A 21,817-nucleotide genomic window follows, 5' to 3' on the forward strand; every position below is an offset into this window, starting at 1 on the left:
CATATAAAGAAAAAATGAGATGTTTTAGATATTTTACATATCTCATTCATCTCATTGAAGTTTATTGCACTTAAAGATGATGGTTTCAAGTTCCACCAAGTCTTTCGCTAAGATCTTTAATTGATGTGTCCCAGGTTGGATCTTTTTGACACTAATGCAATCATGTATAAGTGTGACTTGTTGATCATTTAAAACATCTGTGTATTGGATTAGTAGCAATTATTAAGAGTATTTATTAATGCATCTTTATATCTAGTAGCAATCTTTTTCAAAATATGTAACGTTTGTCTTTGATATAACTCATTTATAAATAATATAGTATGGTCATTTGAGTTATCGATATTAGTATCTGTTTGACCACCTGGAACCGCATGAAGATCTAATATGATGTATATTTCATGTTGATGACATAAACCAATTCAAATATCATACAAAAAAGAAGACTCTCATCTTCTTTTGTTTATTATTGCAACTAGAGTATTCTTAATTATAAAAGTATTTCTAAATTGAAGTGTTGATTGTTTTAGGAGTTGCTTTATTAAGTAACAACGCAATCCCCATACCTATTTCTGCAAGTGTAACAAAGATCAATAATAGATTTCCAACACTTGTAAAAAATAGACTATCAAGTATAAAGTGATTAAACACATCAATTAAGTATCCAACACTACCCAAGATTAAGATGTACCCTAAATATTTCCATAACGTTTTTACATACTTGATCATTATGATACCTAAAACAAGCACATGGAAACTAAAGACAAACTGCCATACAAAGGTAAAATCAACATGTAAATCGACGAAACCAATAGGATTTGTACCACTACCAATGAGAATCAACATTAAATAAACCACATTGATGATCATCACACCAACTACAATCATTCTTAAAACATAAGCAACCTGCGATAAGAACCGATCGACTGGAAGAAACAATTTCAGTAATAGAAATGCTAAAGCAATTTCGATTCCAATAATTAAAACATCTAAAAACAGCCAAATATAAATTAAATACATGTTATTTAAAATATATTGATTAGGATCTACCGCATTATAAATCATATCAGGTATAAGTAAAAATGCGAAAGGTCCAGGAATAATCAATGATAGATATAAAATGCCTGCAATCAAACTTCTTTTCCTTTGTGTCATTTTACTTCTTGTATACTCAAAACTGTAATAATAGTTAGAGTATAACTTCCTTTCTTTCTATTGTTATAATTAAATTAAGCACTGTGGATTTGTGTCATTTATATATAGCTTTGACTATTGGAGGAGACTCTTACCACAGTTCTTATTTTTAATGTCAATCAGTAAGTTAGCGCTTGACGCTTCATCACAAGACTACATAAATAAGAAATCTGTGACTTACCCAGTGCTAAAACTTATATTGGAGGTGTTTTTATGTACTTAATCGGAATTGATATCTCTAAGTACAAACACGACTGCTTCATAGCTACTGAAGCAGGTATTCAAATCAAAGCATTCAGCTTTGATAACAATCGTTTAGGTTTCGATTTATTTCTTGAGGTCTTAAAATCTTTAGATCAGTCAAAAGAAATAAGAATAGGTCTTGAGTCAACAGGACACTATGGATCAAACCTTAAACAGTTTATCACGGCATCTGGTTATACTTATCTGGAATTTAACCCTTACTTAACGCACATGTTTTCCAAGGCATTATCGTTACGTAAGACAAAGACAGATAAAGTTGACGCCAAAACGATTTCAAGTATGCTAGGTTCTGTTGACTACAAGACCTTACATACTAAATTTTACCACATCAACGAATTAAAACAACTGGTAAGGTATCGTCATGTTCAAATGGTCAATCGTTCTAAAACACTCATTGAACTGACAAACATCCTTGATCGTATCTTTCCTGAGTTTAAACCTTTTTTTAACGAAAGACTCTCTAGTAGTGCGATGTTCATCCTTAAAAAGTTCAAATCCAGAGCAAGAATTTCGAAACTTTCTAACAATGACTATGAATCCATTAGAAGTCACTCTAAAGGCAGATTATCTTATGTTAGAGTTCAAAAACTTAAATCTTTAGCTAAATCATCAGTTGGATATGAAACTCAGTCTGATCTGTTACTTCTTAAACACTCCATAAAACACTATGAGACGTTAACTGAAATCATTGAATCTGTTGAACATGAAATCATCCATCTCATGGAAAATATCAATCAAACACTGACAACCATTCCAGGTCTCAACATCATCTCTGCAGCAATTATCATCGCCGAACTTGGTGATTTTAAAAACTTTACAAATCCAGCTCAAATTGTTTCATTTGCTGGACTGGATACATCTGTCAATCAATCAGGAACAATAGAAACCAGAGGACATATCGTCAAACGTGGATCCGGATTACTTAGAATGACTTTTTGGCAAATCACTTTTGCGGGCTTAAGATTGAATCCTAAACTCTATGATTATTACCTTAAGAAACGTGCTGAAGGTAAACATCATAAAGTCGCCATGGTTCACTCTGTTAGAAAACTAATACGCACGATATACTATTTAGGTGTCAACCAACTGACATTTGATCATTCACATTTCAAATAATCAAATGAGGGTGTAGCTACCTCTTATTTGTTCATAAAACTTATATAGGCTTCCATGTGAGGTCTTTTACTATTTTTTATCATTTATTGCTTGACTTATTATAGTAAGTCTCCTCATCTTTAAAAAATATTTCTTCAATGGTTAAATCGAAGACTTCTGCAATCTTAAACGCTAAATCAAGCGATGGTGTATAATTGCCTTTTTCAACTGCGACAATTGTTTGCCTTGAAACACCTACAAGATCACTGAGTTGTGCTTGCGACATCTCATCATGCATAAACCTTAGTTCTCTGATCCTGTTTTTAATATAACTTTCTTTTTTACTCATGGTTATACACCATACTCATAATACTTGATATATGAAACTTGTAAAACTAGACCAGATACATGAAGTGTGATAAACAATGCTAGAAATGGATAAAAGATATATGTAGACACTAAGAACAATAAACAACTGATGAAGAAACCTAACATAAATGCAATTCCAAAGTTTCTTACACTTTTATATTCTATAATCGTATCAAACTCATCCATTTGATCTCTTTTTTTATCTTTATCTTTATTCACATCGAGTAAGTTAAAGATGAACTTCCCAATCATATCAATGACAATAAGTACTGGTACAACTAACAATAAATATTTACCTAAATCTTCTTTAGTGAATGTCTCAACATCTGTTTCTCTTAATATGTATAGTAAGAATATAACAAATCCTATGATGGTTGTGACCATCGTCACATAACTTTTTTTTAACTGATAACCCATATTAAACACCTCTTTTTTTATTCTGATTTTATTGTACACTTTATTTGTCATCATGTCAAGTTTATTTTACTTTATTTTGTAAAAAAATTTACATATATTTATATATGTGATTTTATAACATTTAAGCTTTTTATGTGGTATGCTACTTCTATAAACCAAAAAGGATGTGCTTTATGAAGAAATTTCTATATATAGTTTTACTGATATCCCTGATCATCTTGCCTAGTGCTTGTAAAAAAGATGATAACGACCCAGATGATCCTAAATCTGATGTCCCTGAGACCATTGAATCGATTTCTGGATTAGAAAACAAGGAGATCATTGTCGGTCATTATTTTGACCCTTTAGAAGATGTAGAGATTATAACGAATAAAAACAGAAATGTCGCACACTTATTTCACATATCTGGACATGTTAATTATGGTGTTATCGGGTCATACACATTAACCTACACCTTGTCCTTAGCAGATGAAAACATCAATCAAACAAGAACAATCGATGTTGTTGAAGGCACTTATGAAGCACCTACTGGACAAAGATCAACAACATCGCCTGGACAACAATCTTTAGGATTTGGTTCTTATTACGAAGGTGCTTTATCAGCGTTTGATCATCCGGTTAACCCCGCCTTTATTGAAGCTGATTTATTAGATACTGCAATACCATCAAGCGGATGGTGGACAAGCTTGCTAGTCACAAACTATGGTGGTAGTAATGGCATATATACTAACCCTTTAAGACTGTCTTACACCAATGATGGCATGGAAATTACCAATCCAGAAGATGGATTTGTACAATACTGGAATGTTAACCAAACACCCACTATGGCACAGTTTCCACTCGCATTAAAGGATTCTTTCTTAAAATCATCTGATCTTGACTTAGGCTATATGACAAAAGTGATTGGATATAGTGATGCATCTGTGAAAGTTGCGATGCGAAACGTCAATGATTCAACAGATCATATGGTCACAACGCTCACACAAGGATCACCTTATGTATTTGTTGAAGTCGCTAATCAATCGTCTATAACTTACACATTTGATACCATTGGATTAGATAATTATGAATACTATGATATTGATGGCAACCTCATTACTTCATCTGCTTACACTGGAGAAGCCATCATCGTTAAACTTGTAAAAAGACATTCTGGTTATGATACAAGTCCACCTGAAATTATAGGTAATCCAACATATTCTGATAAATATTATTTAATCAATGCACCTGAAAACACAACGTTTACAATCACGTCAAATAACCATCCTTTTGGATTGAAAAATCGTTTAAACATGTCTTTAGGTGACTCAAATATTGTATCCATCGCTGCAATCAATCATCTGACTGAAGCATCATTTTATCATGAGCATGGATATACGATGACTCATGATACAGATGTATCCTATGAAATTGATCATCAAAACAGTGATGTGATCACAACGTATCATTATCAACAAACAAACTTTAACGAAAACAACTCAAATGCTTTATTACTAGCATTAATGCCACACCATTATAAATATGCTGATGTGAATGTAACCACTTATACTTATCGTACTGTTAGAGGCACATTGAAACTACTTGATAACAATCAATTTCAAACAACCCTTTCTTTTCAAGGCGTACTTCCAGGATTTACATTACCTGAAAATGATGCATTTTCAGATACAACTTTAGTTTCTTATCTAGAAGGTTTAAATCAAGACATTGATATCACAGATGATGAAGGTTTCATCAATGCTGAAGGGCCTTATTGGAATTCTAAAGCTATTTATCCTTTATCTCAAGCCATCATCATTTCTGATCAACTTGGACAAAATGCTTTAAAATCAGAGTTCATCGCTAAACTGAAATATGTGATTGAAGATTGGTATACTTATAGTGGTCAATCAGATGATAAGTTCTTATTTTATAACTATCAATGGGGAACCACTTACTATTCAAATAATGATTTTGGAACTGCCTCTGAATTATCTGATCATAGCTTTACACATGGCTATATCATCTATGCATCCAGTATTTTAGCAATGTATGATCCATCATTTTTAGATAACTATCAAGATATCGTTAATCTACTTCTTGATGATTATATGTATCCATATAAAGATCATGACCAATTTGAGTACTTAAGAAACTTTGACCCATGGGCTGGACATACATGGGCACATGGCTATGGTACATTTGCAGAAGGCAATAACTTAGAATCAACTTCCGAAGCTTTAAACTCATGGAATGCTGGTTATCACTGGGCGCTTGCGACCAATGATACAGATCGAAGAGATGCTGCAATCTATGGATTTGTCACTGAACTTTCAGCAATCAAAGAATACTGGTTTGATTATGATGATACAAACTGGGATCCTGCTTATGGTGATTATGTAGATGTTGCTGGTATGGTTTGGGGTGGTAAACATGATTATGCCACTTGGTTTGGCGCAAACCCAACATTTATATATGGTATTCAGTGGTTACCAACAGGTGAGTATTTGACAAGTTATGCGCTTAATGATGAGGAGCATCAAAAGTTGTCCTCAATTTTCGACACATACTTAGCTGCAAAAAACCAAACAATCGATACATGGTTCTCACATATGTGGTTTATCCAATCGATTACTGATAGTCATACTGTGATATCTAACTTTGATGCCTCAAAAATATTAAACGATGATTATCCAAATGAGCTAAGTCTTTCCTATTATATGATTCATGCGATGCATATGCTTGGACAAAGACATAGTGAAACTTGGATGAATGTCCAAGATCAAGTGAGTGCTTCACTTTACGAGAATCATACTGGTGATATATATGCTATGGTTTGGAATGCTTCAGACCAAAGTGAAAGCATTGAGTTTTTCGATGCATCAGGTTTAGTTTTTGAAACCACAGTTGATGGCTTAAGCTTTACAAAAATAAAAATCAATTAAATTATTTATGTAGGTCATAAAAAAAGCACAAATGTGCTTTTTTATTTGACTACATATTTATAAATCCTATATGATTTGCCATTTCTTTGGTACATCTTTGTGTGCACAAAATCAAATGCTTCAAAAAAACGGTGAGCAACCAAATTATCTTCATGACAGATTAAATAAAAACAATGAACTATCCCCATAGGATATTTTTGTAAAATCGATAACAACTTAGAAAAAGCATGTCTACCTAAATGCTGGTCTTGATAATGCCTATCAATCATAAATGCATCAATCAAGTAACCATCTTCATCAAACTGATAAGGTTGAACACCTTTGCCTACATAAATAACTTTTGTAAATCCAATCATCTGATCATGGTTTTTTATCCCATAAACAAGTTCTTGATATCTAAGTTTTAAGTTGACATAGGCTTGTGATAAAAAGGTTTTTATATCTGGCAAAAAAACAGTTTGTTCTTCTTTAACTTTAAGATCAATGACTTGATCAAGGTTATGCCAATCTATAGAGACAAAACTAAGCTTTACATCCATCTTTACATCTTCTTTCTTCCAATAAACAACATGTGATTTGATCTACCTAACATCTCAGGTTTTTCTGCACAATAAAGATGACATCTAGGGTATTGTTGATAACTCACATCAGACATTTGATTAATCTTTTTAGCTAAGAGTTCTGATACACCATCTTGTGCAACCATCTTATCAATCATAATATCCGTTTGATCAAAAAGTTTGATCGCTTCATCTACTGTATGAAAAACAAAAGGAAAATCTACGATATCAAACGTTTCATGGTCATATTGATCAGACTCAAAAAATGTTTGATTATAATCAAGTTCTGTTAAAAACACCATATCATTTGATATAAATGCTGCAAAAAGAACACCATCATTTTTTAATACTCTTTTCGCTTCTAGTATTGCTTTTACCTGATCTTCTTTGCTTGCAAGATGATACAAAGGCCCCATCAAAAGCACTAAATCATAATAATCACTCGGATAAGCCTTTAAATCGAGTGCATTACCCTCTTTTAAGGTGATCCGCATATCTTTTGTAATCTCTTTCTCAAATGCCTTTATATTGACTTTTGAAAGCTCAATAGCATCTACCTGATATCCCTTTTTAGCATAATGCAAACTGTAATACCAGCACCAGCACCAATATCTAGTATCTTAGCATCTTGTTTAAGATATTGATCCATATAAGTAATACCGGTGATAAATTCTACTTGACTCGCTTTAGAAAGTTTTAATCTCATTGCTTCATCAAAGATTTCATAAGTTTTATTGACTCTTATATGTTCTTCTTTTATTTTTTTAATGTCATCAAAGTTCATGTTATACTCCTTGAATAATTTATAAATAGTATAACATGAAAACCATCATGTCATTTAAGAAAGTAACATGGTGACACCAACCGCAATAACATTGCTGATGCTATGAATAACCATCGGATAAATAACACTGCCAGTTTTCTCATAACAATCCCCATATATGAGTCCTAAAGCAAATGCATAAATTAATTGAAACAGATTATATCTAAGTTCAAATGGTGCAAAATAAATACCAACATGTGCGAGCCCAAAAATTACTGCAGCAATTAAATTACTAACACTAAGCTTGTCTTTGAATATTCTTTTCTTAAAAACAAGTCCCAAAATGGTGATCCCAAATGCTCTAAATAGAATTTCTTCTGAAGGTCCAGATAGTAATAACTGAAACCCTAAATAGCCAAAAATATTTCTTGCGTTTAAATCATTTGCATATGGCACAAATGAATCACTGATTAGTGTCATTCCAAATCCTACAGCTGTATAGATTAAAAATCCAATGGTAAAGAATCCAACATATTTAAACCCTTTTTTCTTTTCATTAAAGTTAAATCCAAAATTTATTTCTGGTTTAACTTTTTTTATTAATAAAATCAAAATAATAAACATCAACATCTGTGCAATATGATGAATACTTATCCATAAAAATGCTCCATCTGGATCGATAGCTTCTACAAACAAAGCATCAGCAATATAACCAGAGATGAGTGGCAAACCCAAAAGGAGTAATGTAACTATGAATACAACACTTATTTTTTTTATCAAATTATGCATATTTCTTACCTCGACAATGTCTTATATATTAAATTTAGTGCATCCTCAACCCACATATCAACATCGATGTGATGCATATGCTTCATATAATTCTTTTTAAGCCTTTCTGTTTCTAAAACACCAAGCAAATAAGACCATACTGTAAAAGCAGTTTTTTTAATGTCTAAATCACTTGATAAGCTGCCATCATGAACACCTAGTCTTATGGCTTCCATTAATATACCCATAGAGATTTCGCCGAGTTCATAAGTTTTTTGAATCAATGCTTCAGATACTTCAAAATCAGTATGCTTGTTCTCATAACTCATGACCATCCAAAAATGAAGTGGATCTTCATGACTGTAATGATAGAGAGCCTTAGCAATTCTTTTTAATCTTTCCATACCTGTATGTTCATTTTTGATGACTTGATTAAGCCTTTTGATCATAATCTCATGTCCTCTAATCATAATCTCAAACTGTAATTGCTCTTTAGACTTTATATACTGATAAACAGTACGTTTTGTAAAGTCAGCTTTCTCAGCAATTTCATTCATGGTCACTTTTTGATAATCATAATTCTTTTCAATGATGAGTTTTTCACAAGCATCAATGATTGCTTTTTTATTCATTTCTACAATTTTTTCTTTTCTTTCATCTTTAGTCATGAGTTCACCTCTTTAATCACTTTTTCCGGTTTAAACCTCATGGTATGTTTAGATGCTTTTGAAGGATATCCAAGTCTTGCAAGCATCGCGATATGCATTCCATTACCATAAGCTTTATGGATTTTATCATAGACTTGCTTCATCTCATCATAGACTTCAATGGCTTGACTTAATGGTTGAATGACTAATGCTAGCTCATGCAATTGAAGGATGAGTTCTTGATATAACATACCTACAGAAATTAACTGTTCTTTACTTAAATCTTCACAGTGAATCATAATAAAAGCGTATGTATGATCAATTGCTGTTTTTGTACCATTTAGAAAAGCTTTCTTTGTTTGATCTGGGTGATTAAAACTTGGAAAGAACTTCATTAAAATTTGAATAAACCAAATCATAAAAGCAGGTAATCCTTGTCCTTCAAGAGAAAACCCATATGGATGTGTGTTCTTGGAAGACTCATTGTTTTTAAACAATCTACATGTCTCATTCATGACATCTTGATTTCTAGCTTCAATAAAAGCCGCTTCAAGTGCTAAATGACCAATATGAGTGACTTGCTCTTTGTCATCCAACAAACTTAACGTAACACCTTCATAAGTATTTAATGCTTCTATTGTTTTTTTCATATGCTCTGTGAGCTTATTTTCTTTATAGACGCCTCTATTGGTGTCTGGCTTAAACATATGCTCATAAAACATATGCTTTTTCGCAATTGTTTTTTTTATGGTGATTATTGCAAGTCTTTGATATATATGCCAATCATCAGAAAAATTGAACTGAATATCCAAATCATAACCTAAAACATGTGCTGCAATTTCCATATTTTTTAAACATGTGCCTTGCGAGATGAATAGTTGTCTGTGATCTGGATCAACATATTCTGTTAAATGACATCAATCAATATACATATCAAAGCTATCTTGATCTAGACCGAGTACAAATTTCCATGGTTGTGTATTATGCCCTGAACTTGCAAGTAGACCATGGGCTATGATTTGCTTTCTAGGATCGTTATATGTTTTATGAAAATCTTTACGCCATGAATCCAAATAATTTCTATGGTTTTTAAAGAATAAATATCTTATCAGTCCATAACTGAAAATAATGATAATACTTGTTATTAACCATATCATTTCATATACCATCCTTTGCAATACTTGTTTTAAACTCTTCAGCAAGCATTGCATATTGATATGTATTAAACCATATGGGTTCTTGATGTTCATCAACTTTAAAATACATGTTTTTCATATAGCTTGCTTCTCTTCTAAAACCTAATCGTTCTAAAAGTTTGTAAGATGCGCTGTTTTCTTGATTACAGTATGCGACTATTCTGTGAATGTGTTGATTCATAAATAGATCAAACAATATCGCTTGAGTAGCTTCAGTTGCATATCCAAAATGTTGATATACTGGATTAAAAACATAGCCTATGTTTTTTGTGCGAACATCATCAGGACCTTCATTACCTACATATAAATTGCCAATGACTTTTTGCTCATCTTTTAAGACAACAGCAATGAAAGCTGGATTATCTCTTCTACTCACTGCACTTGCTACTGCTTCTTCATATGTAAATGGATCATAAGGTTCATATGTACAGACACTTTTTTCTTTCAAATATTCATATAAATCGTTTGCATCTTCTTTTTCAAATCTTCTTAATATTAATCGCTTTGTTTCTATCATTTCTATACCTTCTTCAATTTAAGTATACCGTTAGTATATTTAATACACTTTAATTATACACACAAAAATATATCTGTCAATACTAAAAATAAAAGAAATCGCTTTTTTGATTCAAACGATTTCTTTATAGCTTATTTTCTTAATTTTTTTAATAATGATAAACTCACGAAACTACCAATACTTAAATTTAGAATCAGCAATGCATAAACCAAATATTCAAAATGGATAGGGATTAAGACATGAATAAACATGTAATTTCCTGTTAAGAAATAAATAATAAAGTATGCTGTTAATACCCAAAATGCCAAAAATAATATGTAATACAAGAGTTTGTTAATCTGTTTTTTCTTAATCATTTTAAAGATCAAGAGCCCTGCACAATATAATGTCATAGCAATCAATACTTCAAATATAATCATTAATGTATGAATGTTTTTGATGCCAGGAGCATCTAAATCATAGGCATCATTTAACATTGTCGATAACATTGAGATTAATGGATATGTCCTTTGACTGTTTGACATAACAACATAACCACTTTGATTTTTTAAATCAATATGATAAAAAGCCATAAATCCCAAACCTTGTCCTCCGTGTGCAAATGTCACAGATTCACCCATACTTTCAACAAAAACGCCATAACCATATCCATCAAAGGCTAAGCCGTAACCTCCTAAAGAAATATCAGGGTCGAATGTTAAAAGTAGATCTATATGCTCATTATCAATGATTTCACCGTGAATCAGTCCATATAAAAATTTATAATAATCACTTGATGTCGATAATAAACCACCAGATCCTAATTCCGGATAGCGATAATGATCGATTCTATTTTTATACTGGTCATATCCAAAAGCAAGATCATCCAAATCAATATCATCATAAGAAAAAGAAGTATGCATCATTTCAAGTGGTTCAAACACATAAGTTTTCGCAAGATGCTCATATCCATCTTCGTCAACTTGATTAATGATATACTCTAAAAGATTATACCCAACATTGGAGTAAAAATATCCTCCATTTGGTCTTTTTTGATTCAAGTCATAAATGAGCGCTTCTTCTAAAGACATCATGCTCTGATCATTTATAGCAAACATACGATTAAAATCACCTAAAGGCATATATGCTTCATGCTTTAAAATTTGATGGATCGTTACATCATGAAATATGTCTGGGATTTTTGAAATAAATGATTCACTTACAAGATCTTTTAATTGAGCATCTAAGTCTATCTGATTATTTTCTACCATTTTTAAGATCAAGACCGCAGTCACTGTTTTTGACAATGATTGTGCTCTAAAAACAGTTTGATCATCTATCAAATCCATGTTATTAAAGTCTTTATATCCAAAAGTTTTATGCACTTGTTCTTCATGATCAAAAAGGGTAAGTTGTACACCAGGAATGTCATATCTTTCCATCATTTCCACTATTTGAGCATCTATTTGATCTTCATATAGATCGATATGATCCACAGTTGGAATGGGATGATACAAAAACAATATCAGCAATAAGCTCATTGAAATGATGATTCCTAAATGAATTATAATATTTTTAATGATACGCATAAATACCTCATCATCTAATAGTGATTCTAAATATCGTCTTATCATGCTCATCAGCAGTTAAAACTATATCTCCACCATGTTTTTCTACTAATTTTTTTGTAATCGCAAGTCCTAAGCCAGAGCCTTCTTTGGATGTTCTAGATGTATCTCCTCTATAAAAAGGCATAAAAATATGCTTTCTTATATGTTCATCAATACCAACACCATTATCTTTAACATCGATGATGACACATGCTTTAATCGCTTTGAGTTCAACACTAACTTTTGTATGTTTAGGATTATAATGAATCGCATTACTTAATAAGTTAGATATTGCACGATGGATTGCTTTTTTATCTATCTTCAACATGAAACGTTCCAAATCGCAATTAAACGCTAACTCAATATCCTTCTCTTCTGCTTGTTCATAGAACTCCGCAACAACCAAACGTACGACCTCAACGATATTTTCATCCTTCATCTCTAGTTGATATCCAGCGTTTTCTAATTTTGATAATTCAAACAAATCATCAACAAGTTGTGCGAGTTTCTGTGATTTTTTATAAATCGTGTTTAAAACGTTTTTGACTTTGACAGGATCATTAATCATTCCTTCAGATAAAGCCTTGGAAAAACCTGAAATGGTAGTGATTGGTGTTTTTAAATCATGTGAGATATGGACAAACATTTCATTTTTCAAATGTTCGATTTCCTGTTTTTCTAATGCTTGTTGATGCAGTTTTTCAATCATCATATTAAATGCATCTCTAATTTCCAAAAATTCATACTCAGCTTTAAAATCCATTGGCGTTTCAAGTTGTTTTTCTGTCACTTCTTTTAATCCTAAAGAGATTTTTTCAAGCGGCATTTTAATCTTCTTTGCTGTCCATTTGGTATAAACCCATACATTGCCTATAAATAATAAAATAAATACAATCACGCTTAATATAAGCGTTATGACAATTTGATTACTTGTATCAAATAAACCAAATGTGATGTTGATGTTAAGCTCAACTGCATCTTCAGGAAGCACAACTAATAAAATAAGGGTTTCATCTTCTGTAGATAGAAAAGCTTCAGACTGATAGAAATATGCTTGATGTTCTTGATATCCGATAAGATCAGCTAAGTCAGCTAATGTATAATTCATAAAAGCTGTTTTCTTATCTCCTTTGACAAAAATGACATCGCCCTGACTGTCTATAATTTCAATCCATCCACCTGCAATTTCTAAATCTGTCATATCGATGGTTTCATAATTTTCTTTAACAAGACTTTCTGCAGTGATTTTAGGCATGACTTCATCTTGCATGGAAGACGTTAAAAAAACTGCAGATAGCATAATCGTTAAGAAAACGATAAAAACTAATACAGCTGTAAATAATACATAGTTTTTGATTAACGTTTGAAAAACACTTCTTTTCTTCATGTTATCCCTGCTTTTCAAAACGATACCCTAATCCGCGTATCGTTTTTAAATACTTTGGCTCACTTGGATGATCTTCAATCTTCTCTCTAATTTTCCTAATATGAACCATAATCGTTAAATCATCTCCATCACTAAACTCACTCCATACATGTTCAAATATTTGTGAACGTGTAAAAACTTTACCTGGATGACTCATCAATAGCTCTAAAATTTTATATTCTGTAGAGGTTAAAGAAATCTCTTTTCCCTCTTTTTTTAACATGCAACCTTCTATATCTAATACATAAGGATCAATCTTTATGTACTTAGGTTCATCATCTATATGATACATATTTTTCCTTCTTAGTTGAGCATCAACTCTTGCAACAACTTCTAAAGGATTAAATGGCTTCGCCATATAATCTCTGCACCTAAGCCTAAACCTAAGATTTTGTCGACATCTTCATGCTTAGCAGATAGCATAATGACAGGAAAAGGATAGATTGATCTGATTTTTTTAACCAAATTAAACCCATCCATTTTTGGCATCATCACATCGATGATGGCTAAATCAACTTTTTTATTTTGGATTTTTTGCCATGCATCAAGGCCGTCGTATGCTTCTATGATTTCATATCCTTTTTGTTCTAAATAAAGTGATAATAGCTCAATGATTTCTTTCTCATCATCAACGATTAATATCTTTTCTTTCATCATTCATCTTCCTTTGTTTTTTCCATATACAAAGCATCTTGATGCTCTTTTGATGTTATGTGCTCTTTCACTTTAAATCCAAGTTTTTCATATAATAGTAATGCTTTATGATTATCTTTGTGCGGATCCACCCAAACAATATCTGCTCCTTGCATAAAAGCTTTATCAATTGCATAAGACAAAGCTATAAATGCGATACCCTTACCTCTAGCATGCTTGTGAAGTTTGATATCTAAACTTGCTTTATGATCATTTGGATTGATGTGGTAAAATGTTTCACCACAAAAAACGTTATCCTTATAAATTGAATAGTGATTAACTAATGGTCTATGCTTATCAATCCACTCATACCAATTCAGCATTTGATCTTTGGTTTGCTTGAGACCGTCAGGAAATCCAACATATGTCATAACTTCTCCGTCCGCCCATAATGTTTGTATGTTTGTGATATCCTTTTGTTGTGTTTCAGTGATTTTCAGTTGTTTCATATAGACTCCATTTCATCATCGATATTTGCAATCAAAAGCTCAAACAAGCTAGAACTCGAGTTAAATACTTGAGTCTTCCAATCCGGATCATATGTATCTAAAAGCAAAGATATGGCCATACCGCTTCTTAAATATTTTTCTTTACCACCAATATCTTCATTGATATCTTCTATATATTGATTATACAATTGCTTTTCATCTAAAGCAAATAGTGTTTTTAATTGTACATATCTTGCAGTACCTTCAATCTTCTCATAGTAGTTTTCAAGATATAGGATGTCATCAACAATTTCTTGATCATATGTTTGATTGAGTGCATTGATATACATCTGTCTTGCATGCTTGTAGTCATTAATCGTTTTTTCTCCTTTTATAATATCATATAAAACACGATTTTGTTTCAGCTGTAATTCATAAAGATCTTTGTCATCTTTAATTGACTCGATATACTGATATGTTTCTCTTTCATCAAAATCATTTGGCATGGTTCTAAAAATGTCATCTTCATAATATTTCATTTGATATCCATGAAAGATTTCATGATATAAAAGCGCAATATAATGATTGTTTGTAAGCTTCATACCACTTAAGCTAAAAGCACTTGATAACAAAGGTCCACCTTCATAACCATCGTTCATCAATCTTCCTAACTTCTCCATTGCATCTTTTGACGGCATAAATACTTGAATCTCATCATCAACCTTATAGACGGTTGCTGCTAGAACAGGAAGTAATGGTTCTCTTTTTGTTTTTTCACCCTTATAAAAAAGATATGCGTTATCATCTTCTCTAATTTCAATAGGAAAAACTCCCATATCAAAATTAGGCCAAATATCTTCTTCATTGACTTGAAAAGCCTCTTCTATTAACGATTCTTCTAAATCTGGAAAATCGTCTTTTTGTAACAAAATAAAACTTGAGATTAAAATAATACCAAACATGATAAAACCTGCTTTAAATCTCTTCATACTTAAACATCCTTTCTTAGACTCACCATGGTAAGTGAAAGTGCTACATATAAGAAAATGCTAACTGTAATGAGTGGCAATAATTCTATACTAGCTCCTAAGAGAGCAGATGAAGCCTGTTCTTGGACACTACCTAAATCTGGCACAATATATAAAACAGTCTTTAAAACAACTGAAAGTGACCCTTCAACAGCAGATACTGCAGTTTTAATTGATCCATAAGCTACACCAACACTATAAATAACTAAGCCAATGATTGCGTTGATAAAACTAGGTATGTACATGCTTAGCAAACTCATGATTGCTGCTAATGCTGATATATTGATTGATAAAATAAGCATACTCAAACATACATATAATAATAAATCAAATCTACCAAATCCAACAATCATCACGACTAAAGTTAAATTGATTGCGGCCATAAATATAAGAGATGTAAATATGTTTCCTAATGCTAATGCAAATGTATAATTGCCTTTTTTAATACCTCTAGATAAAATCAAATGAGGTGTTTTTCTCTCAAATTCTAGCGGAATGGTTTGTATACTAGTCATCATTGCAAGTATCGATCCTAAAAAAGTATTGATTGCTATCGCTACAGGTATTCTCTGCTCAAAGCTAGTAATTTTCACACCATTAATGGATAATCCATTCCCCATACTAATCAGTAACATAAGCAACATACCAATGATTAAAACGATTGAAATTGCTTTACTTCTAAATTTCTCTTTAATCACATTAAATGCTATCGTTAACATTATTTTTACCTCCCATTGCTTTGATGAAGATAGATTCTAGACTCATTGCTTGTTCATCACATCTTAAATCTACTTCTTTTACTACATGTCCATCCTTAATCATACACACTCTGTCTGCCACAGTTTCAACATCATTTAATATGTGTGAATTTAGCAATATCGTTTTACCTTCACGCTTTAACTTTAAAATGAGTTTCTTCATCTCAATTCTACCTAGAACATCTAATCCAGCACTAGGTTCATCAAATATTAACACATCTGGATCTCCTAAAAGTGCTTGTGCAACAGCAAGCCTTTGCAGCATACCTTTAGAAAATTTTTGTACCTTTCGATGCATGTCATTTTCTAATCCAACTTTTTTTAAACATAACTTGATATGTTCTTCAAATCCATTTTTTGGTAGTTTTTGAATTTTCGCATAAAAAGCTAATACTTCATAAGCTGTAAGATACCCATGAAAATATGGTGTCTCTGGTTGATAACCTATTTTTAGATGATCATCTTTAATTATTTGTCCATCATCTAGTGTTGCTAAACCTAAGATCATTTTAATTGTTGTTGTCTTACCCGCACCATTTGGTCCTAACAAACCAAAAATCTCACCTTGTCTTACTTCAAAACTTAATCGATTAAGTACGCTCTTATTTTCATAAGTTTTTTCTAAATTGATGCATTTTATCATATTTTAAACCTCTTTTCTTTGAGTTCATCCATAGTATAAATCATCAACCTTTATCTTTACGATGAGTAACCTTAAGATTGGCTTAAGATTACAAGACAAGTATCTAAAATCCAAAATGCATATGTTATAATAAAATCAAATTAAACGAGGAAGGTATATATATGGAACACTTAGTCTATTTAGACCATAAAGCAAAAGAGCTTGAAAAAATTATAGAAAAAACTAAAACTAAAATCATTAGAGGAGCGACAGGAAGAAAGCTACCATATGGTAGGGTCTTTGAAGATGAAATATTGTATTTTGTAGAAAACGATGGATCTCAACTCATTAAAGCAAAAGCATATGTGAAGTCAGTTTTTAATTCTGAGCCACTAACTCCTGAAGCATCAACAAACCTCATCTTAAGTGAACAACCTGATTTGAACTTAACAGATGCACAGCTTAAAAGATGGTCAGGAAAAAAAAGATTATGTATTGTTGAAATTAAAGGGTTTGAAATGTTAGATCAACCAATCCCTTATTATAGACAAAAAAATATGGATGACTGGATAACAGTCGCCCATATTAATGAAATTTTAGAAGATCAAGACTATCAGTCACTTAGAATTAAATAAGCTTTTTTAAAAATTGATTTTGAATGTATAGATTTATGAGGTGGTTATTTCCACGAAGTTATATTGACCCATGTGTTGATGTCCTCAACGCCATCAAGTTTTAATATTTGATAATCAGAGGTATATATCGTTGTGCTACCAAGTTGATAACATGCAAAATATCCATCATCGAAATAGTCAATGAACATATAGTCAAAATTAATTTTCAACTCACCTTGATCATCATAAACACCATAAGTGCCATCTTTGATTGCGATAATTACATGATCGACAAAATCAACAACAACAGAAGCTTCTATGCTAATGCTTTCAGTTTGATCCAAAGTATAAATGTTGATCGTATTATCTCTTCTATCCTGAATCGCAAAATCATAATCATCGCCATATAAAATGAAGCGTGCATATTGACTCTTGACCTGATGGACAATTTCAAAATTTTCATCAAGCAATACATGATATGCTACATCGTCAATATTGATTATCAAGGCATATGAGCTTAGGATGTCTACAATATCATATGAGATTGTTTTTGTTTCTTTGTTTTTAGGATTATAATAATAATAATCAGTATCTATTTCATCTTTAACGATATATTGTTGGCTTACTGCATATAATGTATGTGCATCATCGATGAGCACCTCTTGATTCTTTATATCAATTAAGTCATATACATATGAACTATTTTCTATCGTTTTAGTGGCAATCATTTGACCTTTTTCATTTATGTTATGAAGATTTTCATATTTAAAATCTAAAACAACATTGCCTTTGGTATCAACAGCACCCCAGTATCCATCTTTTTTAACAGGTGCATATCCATTTTTAAAATCTTTAGCATCTTCATAAGTTGCTTCGATAATGATTTGACCTTGATCGTCGATAAGTCCAAATAAGTCATTAATTTCATACCAAGAGAGACCTTCGCTAAAAAATCTAATCGAATCATAAATCGATTCTGTTAGCTTTTTGCCATCTAAATCATATAGACCGAGTTTATGTTCTTTCTTATAGAAAATCATACCACTGTATGGATCCTTGTATAACCAAGTCTGTGCTTCATCAAGGAGTTCATTGCCCTTAGAATCAATTAATTGATATTGATCTCCAAGCTTTACAATGGCTGTATCATAAAAAAATGCGCTTGCACGATCATATTGAAAATCAATGACAACTTCTGCTTCTTGATTCATATATCCCCATTGATCATCTTTTTCAACAGCAAGCAGATCAGATGGAAATAATAGATGTTCATCATTTGCCTCATCTTTTTGACATCCGACTAAGATTAATAATATAATAAACAAAATAATACTGTTTTTTTTCATAAGTGTTTCCCCCCCACTATTTTTTATCATTTTAATACAAATAAGAAAATAAATCAACATAAACCCATAAAAAGTAAAGGATGTGATATCATGCACACAAATGAAATTACTATTATAGAAGTTAATCCTAGTCAATTAAGTGAATATCAAAAGATTGATATGCTTAAACATGTAACTGAAATCAGATATTATGATTCACTAAGTGATTATAAAGTTCTTTCAGTAGACCCTCATATCATTGATCTAGCTAGTGAAGAAGATATTGATGATTGGAAAAACATCATTGATTTTGATCAATCTAAAATATATGTCGCTACATACAATAACACGTGGGTTGGGGGTTGTGTGATTATCACAAACTCACCAAAAGTCCATATGTTTAATCAACGCATGGATCATTCAGTATTATGGGATATCAGAGTCAAAGATAATTTTAAGCATATGCACATAGGGACAAGACTGTTTAAAAAAGCTATTGATTTTTCTAAAGATAAAGGTTGTACAAAAATGATTATAGAAACACAAAACAACAACGTGAATGCGATTTTATTTTACGAGAAAATGGGTGCGTACTTGCATCAAGTCAATAAAAACTATTATGAAGATACACCAGAAGAGGATCAACTCATCTTCCATTATGACATTTAGCAATCCAGTTCAAGTCAAATTTGGTTTTTGTCATAAAATACTTGTGAAAAGAGGGATAACTTGAAAGACCTAAACACGTATGAAGCTGTCTCAAAGATGCAAACATACATAAAACAACATCTTCACGAACCGATTACACTTTACAACATCGCATCAGTGTCTGGTTACTCAATGTGGCATGCATCTAGACTATTTAAAGAACTCACAGGCAAAACACCTTTTGACTACATCAGATCCATGAGATTATCTCAAGCCGCAATAAATCTTAGAGATCATGAGCATCAAGTGATTGACGTCGCATTTGATTACTTATTTGACTCTCATGAAGGTTTCACCAAAGCTTTTACAAAAGAGTTCGGATTAAACCCAAGCACTTATAGAGAAAAAAAGCCCATGATTAGGCTTTTCATGCCAGCACAGGTTAAAGACTATTACCTCTTTTTAAATCAAAAACCAAAGGAGTATAACATGGAACAATCATTTATTTTTACCCAAGTGGTCAAAAGACCAAAAAGAAAACTTATTTTAAAAAGAGGTATCAAAGCTGAAGATTATTTTGCTTATTGCGAAGAAGTATCTTGTGATGTCTGGGGTGAGTTACTAAGTATTAAAAATGCTGTGTCTGAACCTGCAGGATACTGGTTACCTAAGCATCTAAGAGATAACAAAAGCACATATGTTCAAGGTGTAGAGGTTGCACTTGATGATACAACTGAAATTCCAGAAGGCTATGATTCAATCATATTGGATGAAGCATATTATCTTATTTTCCAAGGTGAACCCTATCAAGATGAAGAACTGAATTATGCACATGCAATTAGAGACGTTAAAGCAGCAATCAAAAAATTTAAACCTGAAACATACGGATATAAGTTTACTGATGAATATCCTAGATATCAACTTGAGCCACAAGGCGAACGTGGATACATTGAAGCTATTGGTATTAAACCTTTATCTAATCAAACGTTTTAATAAGCAAAAACAACTTCGTCTGAAGTTGTTTTTTTTCTTAACCTAAAATTTCTTTGATTACTCTAAAGAAATTTTTATATTTTATTTTATCAATATCTTCTTCTTGATATCCTAATTTTTTGAGTTCATCAAAAAGATTTGATAATTCTCCAATAGTCTCAAAGCCTTTGACATTTGTAGATGTTCTACCTTCATATAAGTAGTAACAAACATCTAAACCTAAACCAACATAATCAATACCGATTAATTTTACAATATAGTCGATATGTTTTGCCATAAATTCTACAGTATGATTTTCCACTTCATTGGAAATAAAATTAGCAATACCACAAACGCCAATGACACCATTTTTTTCTTTGATCATCATCAACTGTTCATCTGTATAATTCCTTTTATGATCACAAAGTGTTTTTGCATTCCCATGGGATAAGATCACTGGATGATGTGTCACTTCCATGATATCATTGAATGTCTTTGGATTTGCATGTGATAAATCGATGATCATACCTAATGATTCCATCGATTTGATCAATAACTTACCTTTTTCAGTGAGTCCACCATCTTCAATCAGAGCACCACTGGCATAATCATTTTGCTCATTCCAAGTGATGATTGCATGTCTTAATCCTCTTTGATACAAACGCTTAATATCTTCTACTTCTTTTAAATATTTTAAACCTTCAACGCCAATAATGATACCTAATTTATCTTCTTTTTTTGCTTGTAACAAATCATCATGTGTATAACAAACTTTAATGATGTCATCCATCTCATGTAATGATTTTATACCAACATCAAAAATCCTGTTAAACACTTGACTATCTTTTTGTGGATCTGTCCAGTTTACGAAAATCGAACTGGTTATCTTGGCTTTTTGGTATAAAGGATAGTGTTTTGTTCTAAAGGAGTCCTTATGCCCTTTTATTTCTTCTTCATATATATCTGTTAATATATCTCCATGCGCATCAAATATCATAAATTC

22 protein-coding genes and 2 pseudogenes are annotated in these 21,817 nt (G+C 31.8%); 5 read left to right on the plus strand and 19 right to left on the minus strand.

Annotated features, from left to right (window positions below; genetic code table 11):
- Positions 1 to 501: 501 nt before the first annotated feature.
- The gene (locus BK011_02650) at positions 502 to 1,152 is read right to left on the minus strand and encodes a hypothetical protein (protein ID AUD64630.1); all 651 of its coding nucleotides are present in this window, start codon (positions 1,150 to 1,152) and stop codon (positions 502 to 504) included.
- Positions 1,153 to 1,404: 252 nt separating this feature from the next.
- Between BK011_02650 and BK011_02655 the strand changes: the two genes are divergently transcribed.
- Positions 1,405 to 2,571, plus strand: a complete 1,167-nt coding sequence (locus BK011_02655) for a hypothetical protein (GenBank protein AUD64631.1) — start codon at positions 1,405 to 1,407, stop codon at positions 2,569 to 2,571.
- Between the two features lie 79 nt (positions 2,572 to 2,650).
- Here BK011_02655 and BK011_02660 read toward each other — a convergent pair whose 3' ends face one another.
- Complete coding sequence (locus BK011_02660) at positions 2,651 to 2,899, minus strand: transcriptional regulator (GenBank protein ID AUD64632.1); 249 nt, start codon at positions 2,897 to 2,899, stop codon at positions 2,651 to 2,653.
- 2 nt (positions 2,900 to 2,901) lie between these two features.
- Positions 2,902 to 3,336: a hypothetical protein gene (locus tag BK011_02665; GenBank protein AUD64633.1), complete on the minus strand. Its 435-nt coding sequence runs from the start codon at positions 3,334 to 3,336 to the stop codon at positions 2,902 to 2,904.
- A 173-nt stretch (positions 3,337 to 3,509) separates the two neighbouring features.
- On the opposite strand from BK011_02665, the gene BK011_02670 reads away from it, so the two are divergent.
- On the plus strand, positions 3,510 to 6,260 hold the full coding sequence (locus tag BK011_02670) for a hypothetical protein (protein AUD64634.1): 2,751 nt from the start codon (positions 3,510 to 3,512) through the stop codon (positions 6,258 to 6,260).
- A gap of 41 nt (positions 6,261 to 6,301) precedes the next feature.
- On the opposite strand, the gene BK011_02675 is transcribed toward BK011_02670, so the two are convergent.
- The 14 genes and pseudogenes from BK011_02675 to BK011_02740 form a co-directional block, all read right to left on the minus strand.
- A complete protein-coding gene (locus BK011_02675; GenBank protein ID AUD64635.1) occupies positions 6,302 to 6,799 on the minus strand; it encodes a hypothetical protein in 498 nt (165 codons plus the stop codon).
- A 2-nt stretch (positions 6,800 to 6,801) separates the two neighbouring features.
- Positions 6,802 to 7,604 (minus strand): annotated as a pseudogene (locus BK011_02680) (SAM-dependent methyltransferase).
- A 54-nt stretch (positions 7,605 to 7,658) separates the two neighbouring features.
- Positions 7,659 to 8,372 (minus strand): hypothetical protein, encoded by a 714-nt coding sequence (locus BK011_02685; protein ID AUD64636.1) that lies wholly within the window; start codon positions 8,370 to 8,372, stop codon positions 7,659 to 7,661.
- 5 nt (positions 8,373 to 8,377) lie between these two features.
- The gene (locus BK011_02690) at positions 8,378 to 9,019 is read right to left on the minus strand and encodes a hypothetical protein (protein ID AUD64637.1); all 642 of its coding nucleotides are present in this window, start codon (positions 9,017 to 9,019) and stop codon (positions 8,378 to 8,380) included.
- The gene (locus BK011_02695; protein ID AUD64638.1) at positions 9,016 to 9,843 is read right to left on the minus strand and encodes a hypothetical protein; all 828 of its coding nucleotides are present in this window, start codon (positions 9,841 to 9,843) and stop codon (positions 9,016 to 9,018) included. Before BK011_02695 ends, BK011_02690 begins: the two co-directional genes overlap by 4 nt.
- Positions 9,844 to 9,915: 72 nt before the next feature.
- Positions 9,916 to 10,155: a hypothetical protein gene (locus BK011_02700; GenBank protein ID AUD64639.1), complete on the minus strand. Its 240-nt coding sequence runs from the start codon at positions 10,153 to 10,155 to the stop codon at positions 9,916 to 9,918.
- A gap of 1 nt (position 10,156) precedes the next feature.
- Positions 10,157 to 10,711: a hypothetical protein gene (locus BK011_02705; protein ID AUD64640.1), complete on the minus strand. Its 555-nt coding sequence runs from the start codon at positions 10,709 to 10,711 to the stop codon at positions 10,157 to 10,159.
- A 131-nt stretch (positions 10,712 to 10,842) separates the two neighbouring features.
- Positions 10,843 to 12,330: a hypothetical protein gene (locus BK011_02710; GenBank protein ID AUD64641.1), complete on the minus strand. Its 1,488-nt coding sequence runs from the start codon at positions 12,328 to 12,330 to the stop codon at positions 10,843 to 10,845.
- Complete coding sequence (locus BK011_02715; GenBank protein ID AUD64642.1) at positions 12,290 to 13,687, minus strand: hypothetical protein; 1,398 nt, start codon at positions 13,685 to 13,687, stop codon at positions 12,290 to 12,292. Before BK011_02715 ends, BK011_02710 begins: the two co-directional genes overlap by 41 nt.
- 1 nt (position 13,688) lies before the next feature.
- Positions 13,689 to 14,380, minus strand: a pseudogene (locus BK011_02720) (DNA-binding response regulator).
- Entirely contained in the window at positions 14,380 to 14,868 is a 489-nt protein-coding gene (locus BK011_02725; GenBank protein AUD64643.1) for a hypothetical protein, read from the minus strand. Before BK011_02725 ends, BK011_02720 begins: the two are co-directional and overlap by 1 nt.
- Positions 14,865 to 15,836 (minus strand): hypothetical protein, encoded by a 972-nt coding sequence (locus tag BK011_02730; GenBank protein AUD64644.1) that lies wholly within the window; start codon positions 15,834 to 15,836, stop codon positions 14,865 to 14,867. Before BK011_02730 ends, BK011_02725 begins: the two co-directional genes overlap by 4 nt.
- A 2-nt stretch (positions 15,837 to 15,838) precedes the next feature.
- Positions 15,839 to 16,594, minus strand: coding sequence for a hypothetical protein (locus BK011_02735; GenBank protein AUD64645.1), 756 nt, complete (start codon positions 16,592 to 16,594; stop codon positions 15,839 to 15,841).
- Positions 16,575 to 17,276, minus strand: a complete 702-nt coding sequence (locus BK011_02740; GenBank protein AUD64646.1) for a hypothetical protein — start codon at positions 17,274 to 17,276, stop codon at positions 16,575 to 16,577. Before BK011_02740 ends, BK011_02735 begins: the two co-directional genes overlap by 20 nt.
- A gap of 161 nt (positions 17,277 to 17,437) precedes the next feature.
- Between BK011_02740 and BK011_02745 the strand changes: the two genes are divergently transcribed.
- Positions 17,438 to 17,890: a hypothetical protein gene (locus tag BK011_02745; GenBank protein AUD64647.1), complete on the plus strand. Its 453-nt coding sequence runs from the start codon at positions 17,438 to 17,440 to the stop codon at positions 17,888 to 17,890.
- 44 nt (positions 17,891 to 17,934) lie between these two features.
- Here BK011_02745 and BK011_02750 read toward each other — a convergent pair whose 3' ends face one another.
- Positions 17,935 to 19,215, minus strand: coding sequence for a hypothetical protein (locus BK011_02750; GenBank protein ID AUD64648.1), 1,281 nt, complete (start codon positions 19,213 to 19,215; stop codon positions 17,935 to 17,937).
- Positions 19,216 to 19,305: 90 nt separating this feature from the next.
- Here BK011_02750 and BK011_02755 point away from each other — a divergent pair, with 90 nt between their 5' ends.
- A complete protein-coding gene (locus BK011_02755) occupies positions 19,306 to 19,863 on the plus strand; it encodes a hypothetical protein (GenBank protein AUD64649.1) in 558 nt (185 codons plus the stop codon).
- Positions 19,864 to 19,959: 96 nt separating this feature from the next.
- Complete coding sequence (locus tag BK011_02760) at positions 19,960 to 20,835, plus strand: AraC family transcriptional regulator (protein AUD66126.1); 876 nt, start codon at positions 19,960 to 19,962, stop codon at positions 20,833 to 20,835.
- 37 nt (positions 20,836 to 20,872) lie between these two features.
- Here the strand turns inward: BK011_02760 and BK011_02765 are convergent, their stop codons facing one another.
- Positions 20,873 to 21,811 (minus strand): hypothetical protein, encoded by a 939-nt coding sequence (locus BK011_02765; protein AUD66127.1) that lies wholly within the window; start codon positions 21,809 to 21,811, stop codon positions 20,873 to 20,875.
- Between the last annotated feature and the right edge of the window lie 6 nt (positions 21,812 to 21,817).

This window comes from Tenericutes bacterium MZ-XQ (assembly GCA_002838205.1).
Classification (GTDB): Bacteria; Bacillota_I; Bacilli_A; order Acholeplasmatales; family Acholeplasmataceae; genus Mariniplasma.

What these genes read in the sequence shown, in the direction of transcription:
- BK011_02650 (AUD64630.1), bottom strand. Translation starts at nt 1,152, where the DNA reads ATGACACAAAGGAAAAGAAGTTTGATTGCAGGCATTTTATATCTATCA.
- BK011_02655 (AUD64631.1), top strand. Translation starts at nt 1,405, where the DNA reads ATGTACTTAATCGGAATTGATATCTCTAAGTACAAACACGACTGCTTC.
- BK011_02660 (AUD64632.1), bottom strand. Translation starts at nt 2,899, where the DNA reads ATGAGTAAAAAAGAAAGTTATATTAAAAACAGGATCAGAGAACTAAGG.
- BK011_02665 (AUD64633.1), bottom strand. Translation starts at nt 3,336, where the DNA reads ATGGGTTATCAGTTAAAAAAAAGTTATGTGACGATGGTCACAACCATC.
- BK011_02670 (AUD64634.1), top strand. Translation starts at nt 3,510, where the DNA reads ATGAAGAAATTTCTATATATAGTTTTACTGATATCCCTGATCATCTTG.
- BK011_02675 (AUD64635.1), bottom strand. Translation starts at nt 6,799, where the DNA reads ATGGATGTAAAGCTTAGTTTTGTCTCTATAGATTGGCATAACCTTGAT.
- BK011_02685 (AUD64636.1), bottom strand. Translation starts at nt 8,372, where the DNA reads ATGCATAATTTGATAAAAAAAATAAGTGTTGTATTCATAGTTACATTA.
- BK011_02690 (AUD64637.1), bottom strand. Translation starts at nt 9,019, where the DNA reads ATGACTAAAGATGAAAGAAAAGAAAAAATTGTAGAAATGAATAAAAAA.
- BK011_02695 (AUD64638.1), bottom strand. Translation starts at nt 9,843, where the DNA reads ATGGAAATTGCAGCACATGTTTTAGGTTATGATTTGGATATTCAGTTC.
- BK011_02700 (AUD64639.1), bottom strand. Translation starts at nt 10,155, where the DNA reads ATGATATGGTTAATAACAAGTATTATCATTATTTTCAGTTATGGACTG.
- BK011_02705 (AUD64640.1), bottom strand. Translation starts at nt 10,711, where the DNA reads ATGATAGAAACAAAGCGATTAATATTAAGAAGATTTGAAAAAGAAGAT.
- BK011_02710 (AUD64641.1), bottom strand. Translation starts at nt 12,330, where the DNA reads ATGAGCATGATAAGACGATATTTAGAATCACTATTAGATGATGAGGTA.
- BK011_02715 (AUD64642.1), bottom strand. Translation starts at nt 13,687, where the DNA reads ATGAAGAAAAGAAGTGTTTTTCAAACGTTAATCAAAAACTATGTATTA.
- BK011_02725 (AUD64643.1), bottom strand. Translation starts at nt 14,868, where the DNA reads ATGAAACAACTGAAAATCACTGAAACACAACAAAAGGATATCACAAAC.
- BK011_02730 (AUD64644.1), bottom strand. Translation starts at nt 15,836, where the DNA reads ATGAAGAGATTTAAAGCAGGTTTTATCATGTTTGGTATTATTTTAATC.
- BK011_02735 (AUD64645.1), bottom strand. Translation starts at nt 16,594, where the DNA reads ATGTTAACGATAGCATTTAATGTGATTAAAGAGAAATTTAGAAGTAAA.
- BK011_02740 (AUD64646.1), bottom strand. Translation starts at nt 17,276, where the DNA reads ATGATAAAATGCATCAATTTAGAAAAAACTTATGAAAATAAGAGCGTA.
- BK011_02745 (AUD64647.1), top strand. Translation starts at nt 17,438, where the DNA reads ATGGAACACTTAGTCTATTTAGACCATAAAGCAAAAGAGCTTGAAAAA.
- BK011_02750 (AUD64648.1), bottom strand. Translation starts at nt 19,215, where the DNA reads ATGAAAAAAAACAGTATTATTTTGTTTATTATATTATTAATCTTAGTC.
- BK011_02755 (AUD64649.1), top strand. Translation starts at nt 19,306, where the DNA reads ATGCACACAAATGAAATTACTATTATAGAAGTTAATCCTAGTCAATTA.
- BK011_02760 (AUD66126.1), top strand. Translation starts at nt 19,960, where the DNA reads ATGCAAACATACATAAAACAACATCTTCACGAACCGATTACACTTTAC.
- BK011_02765 (AUD66127.1), bottom strand. Translation starts at nt 21,811, where the DNA reads ATGATATTTGATGCGCATGGAGATATATTAACAGATATATATGAAGAA.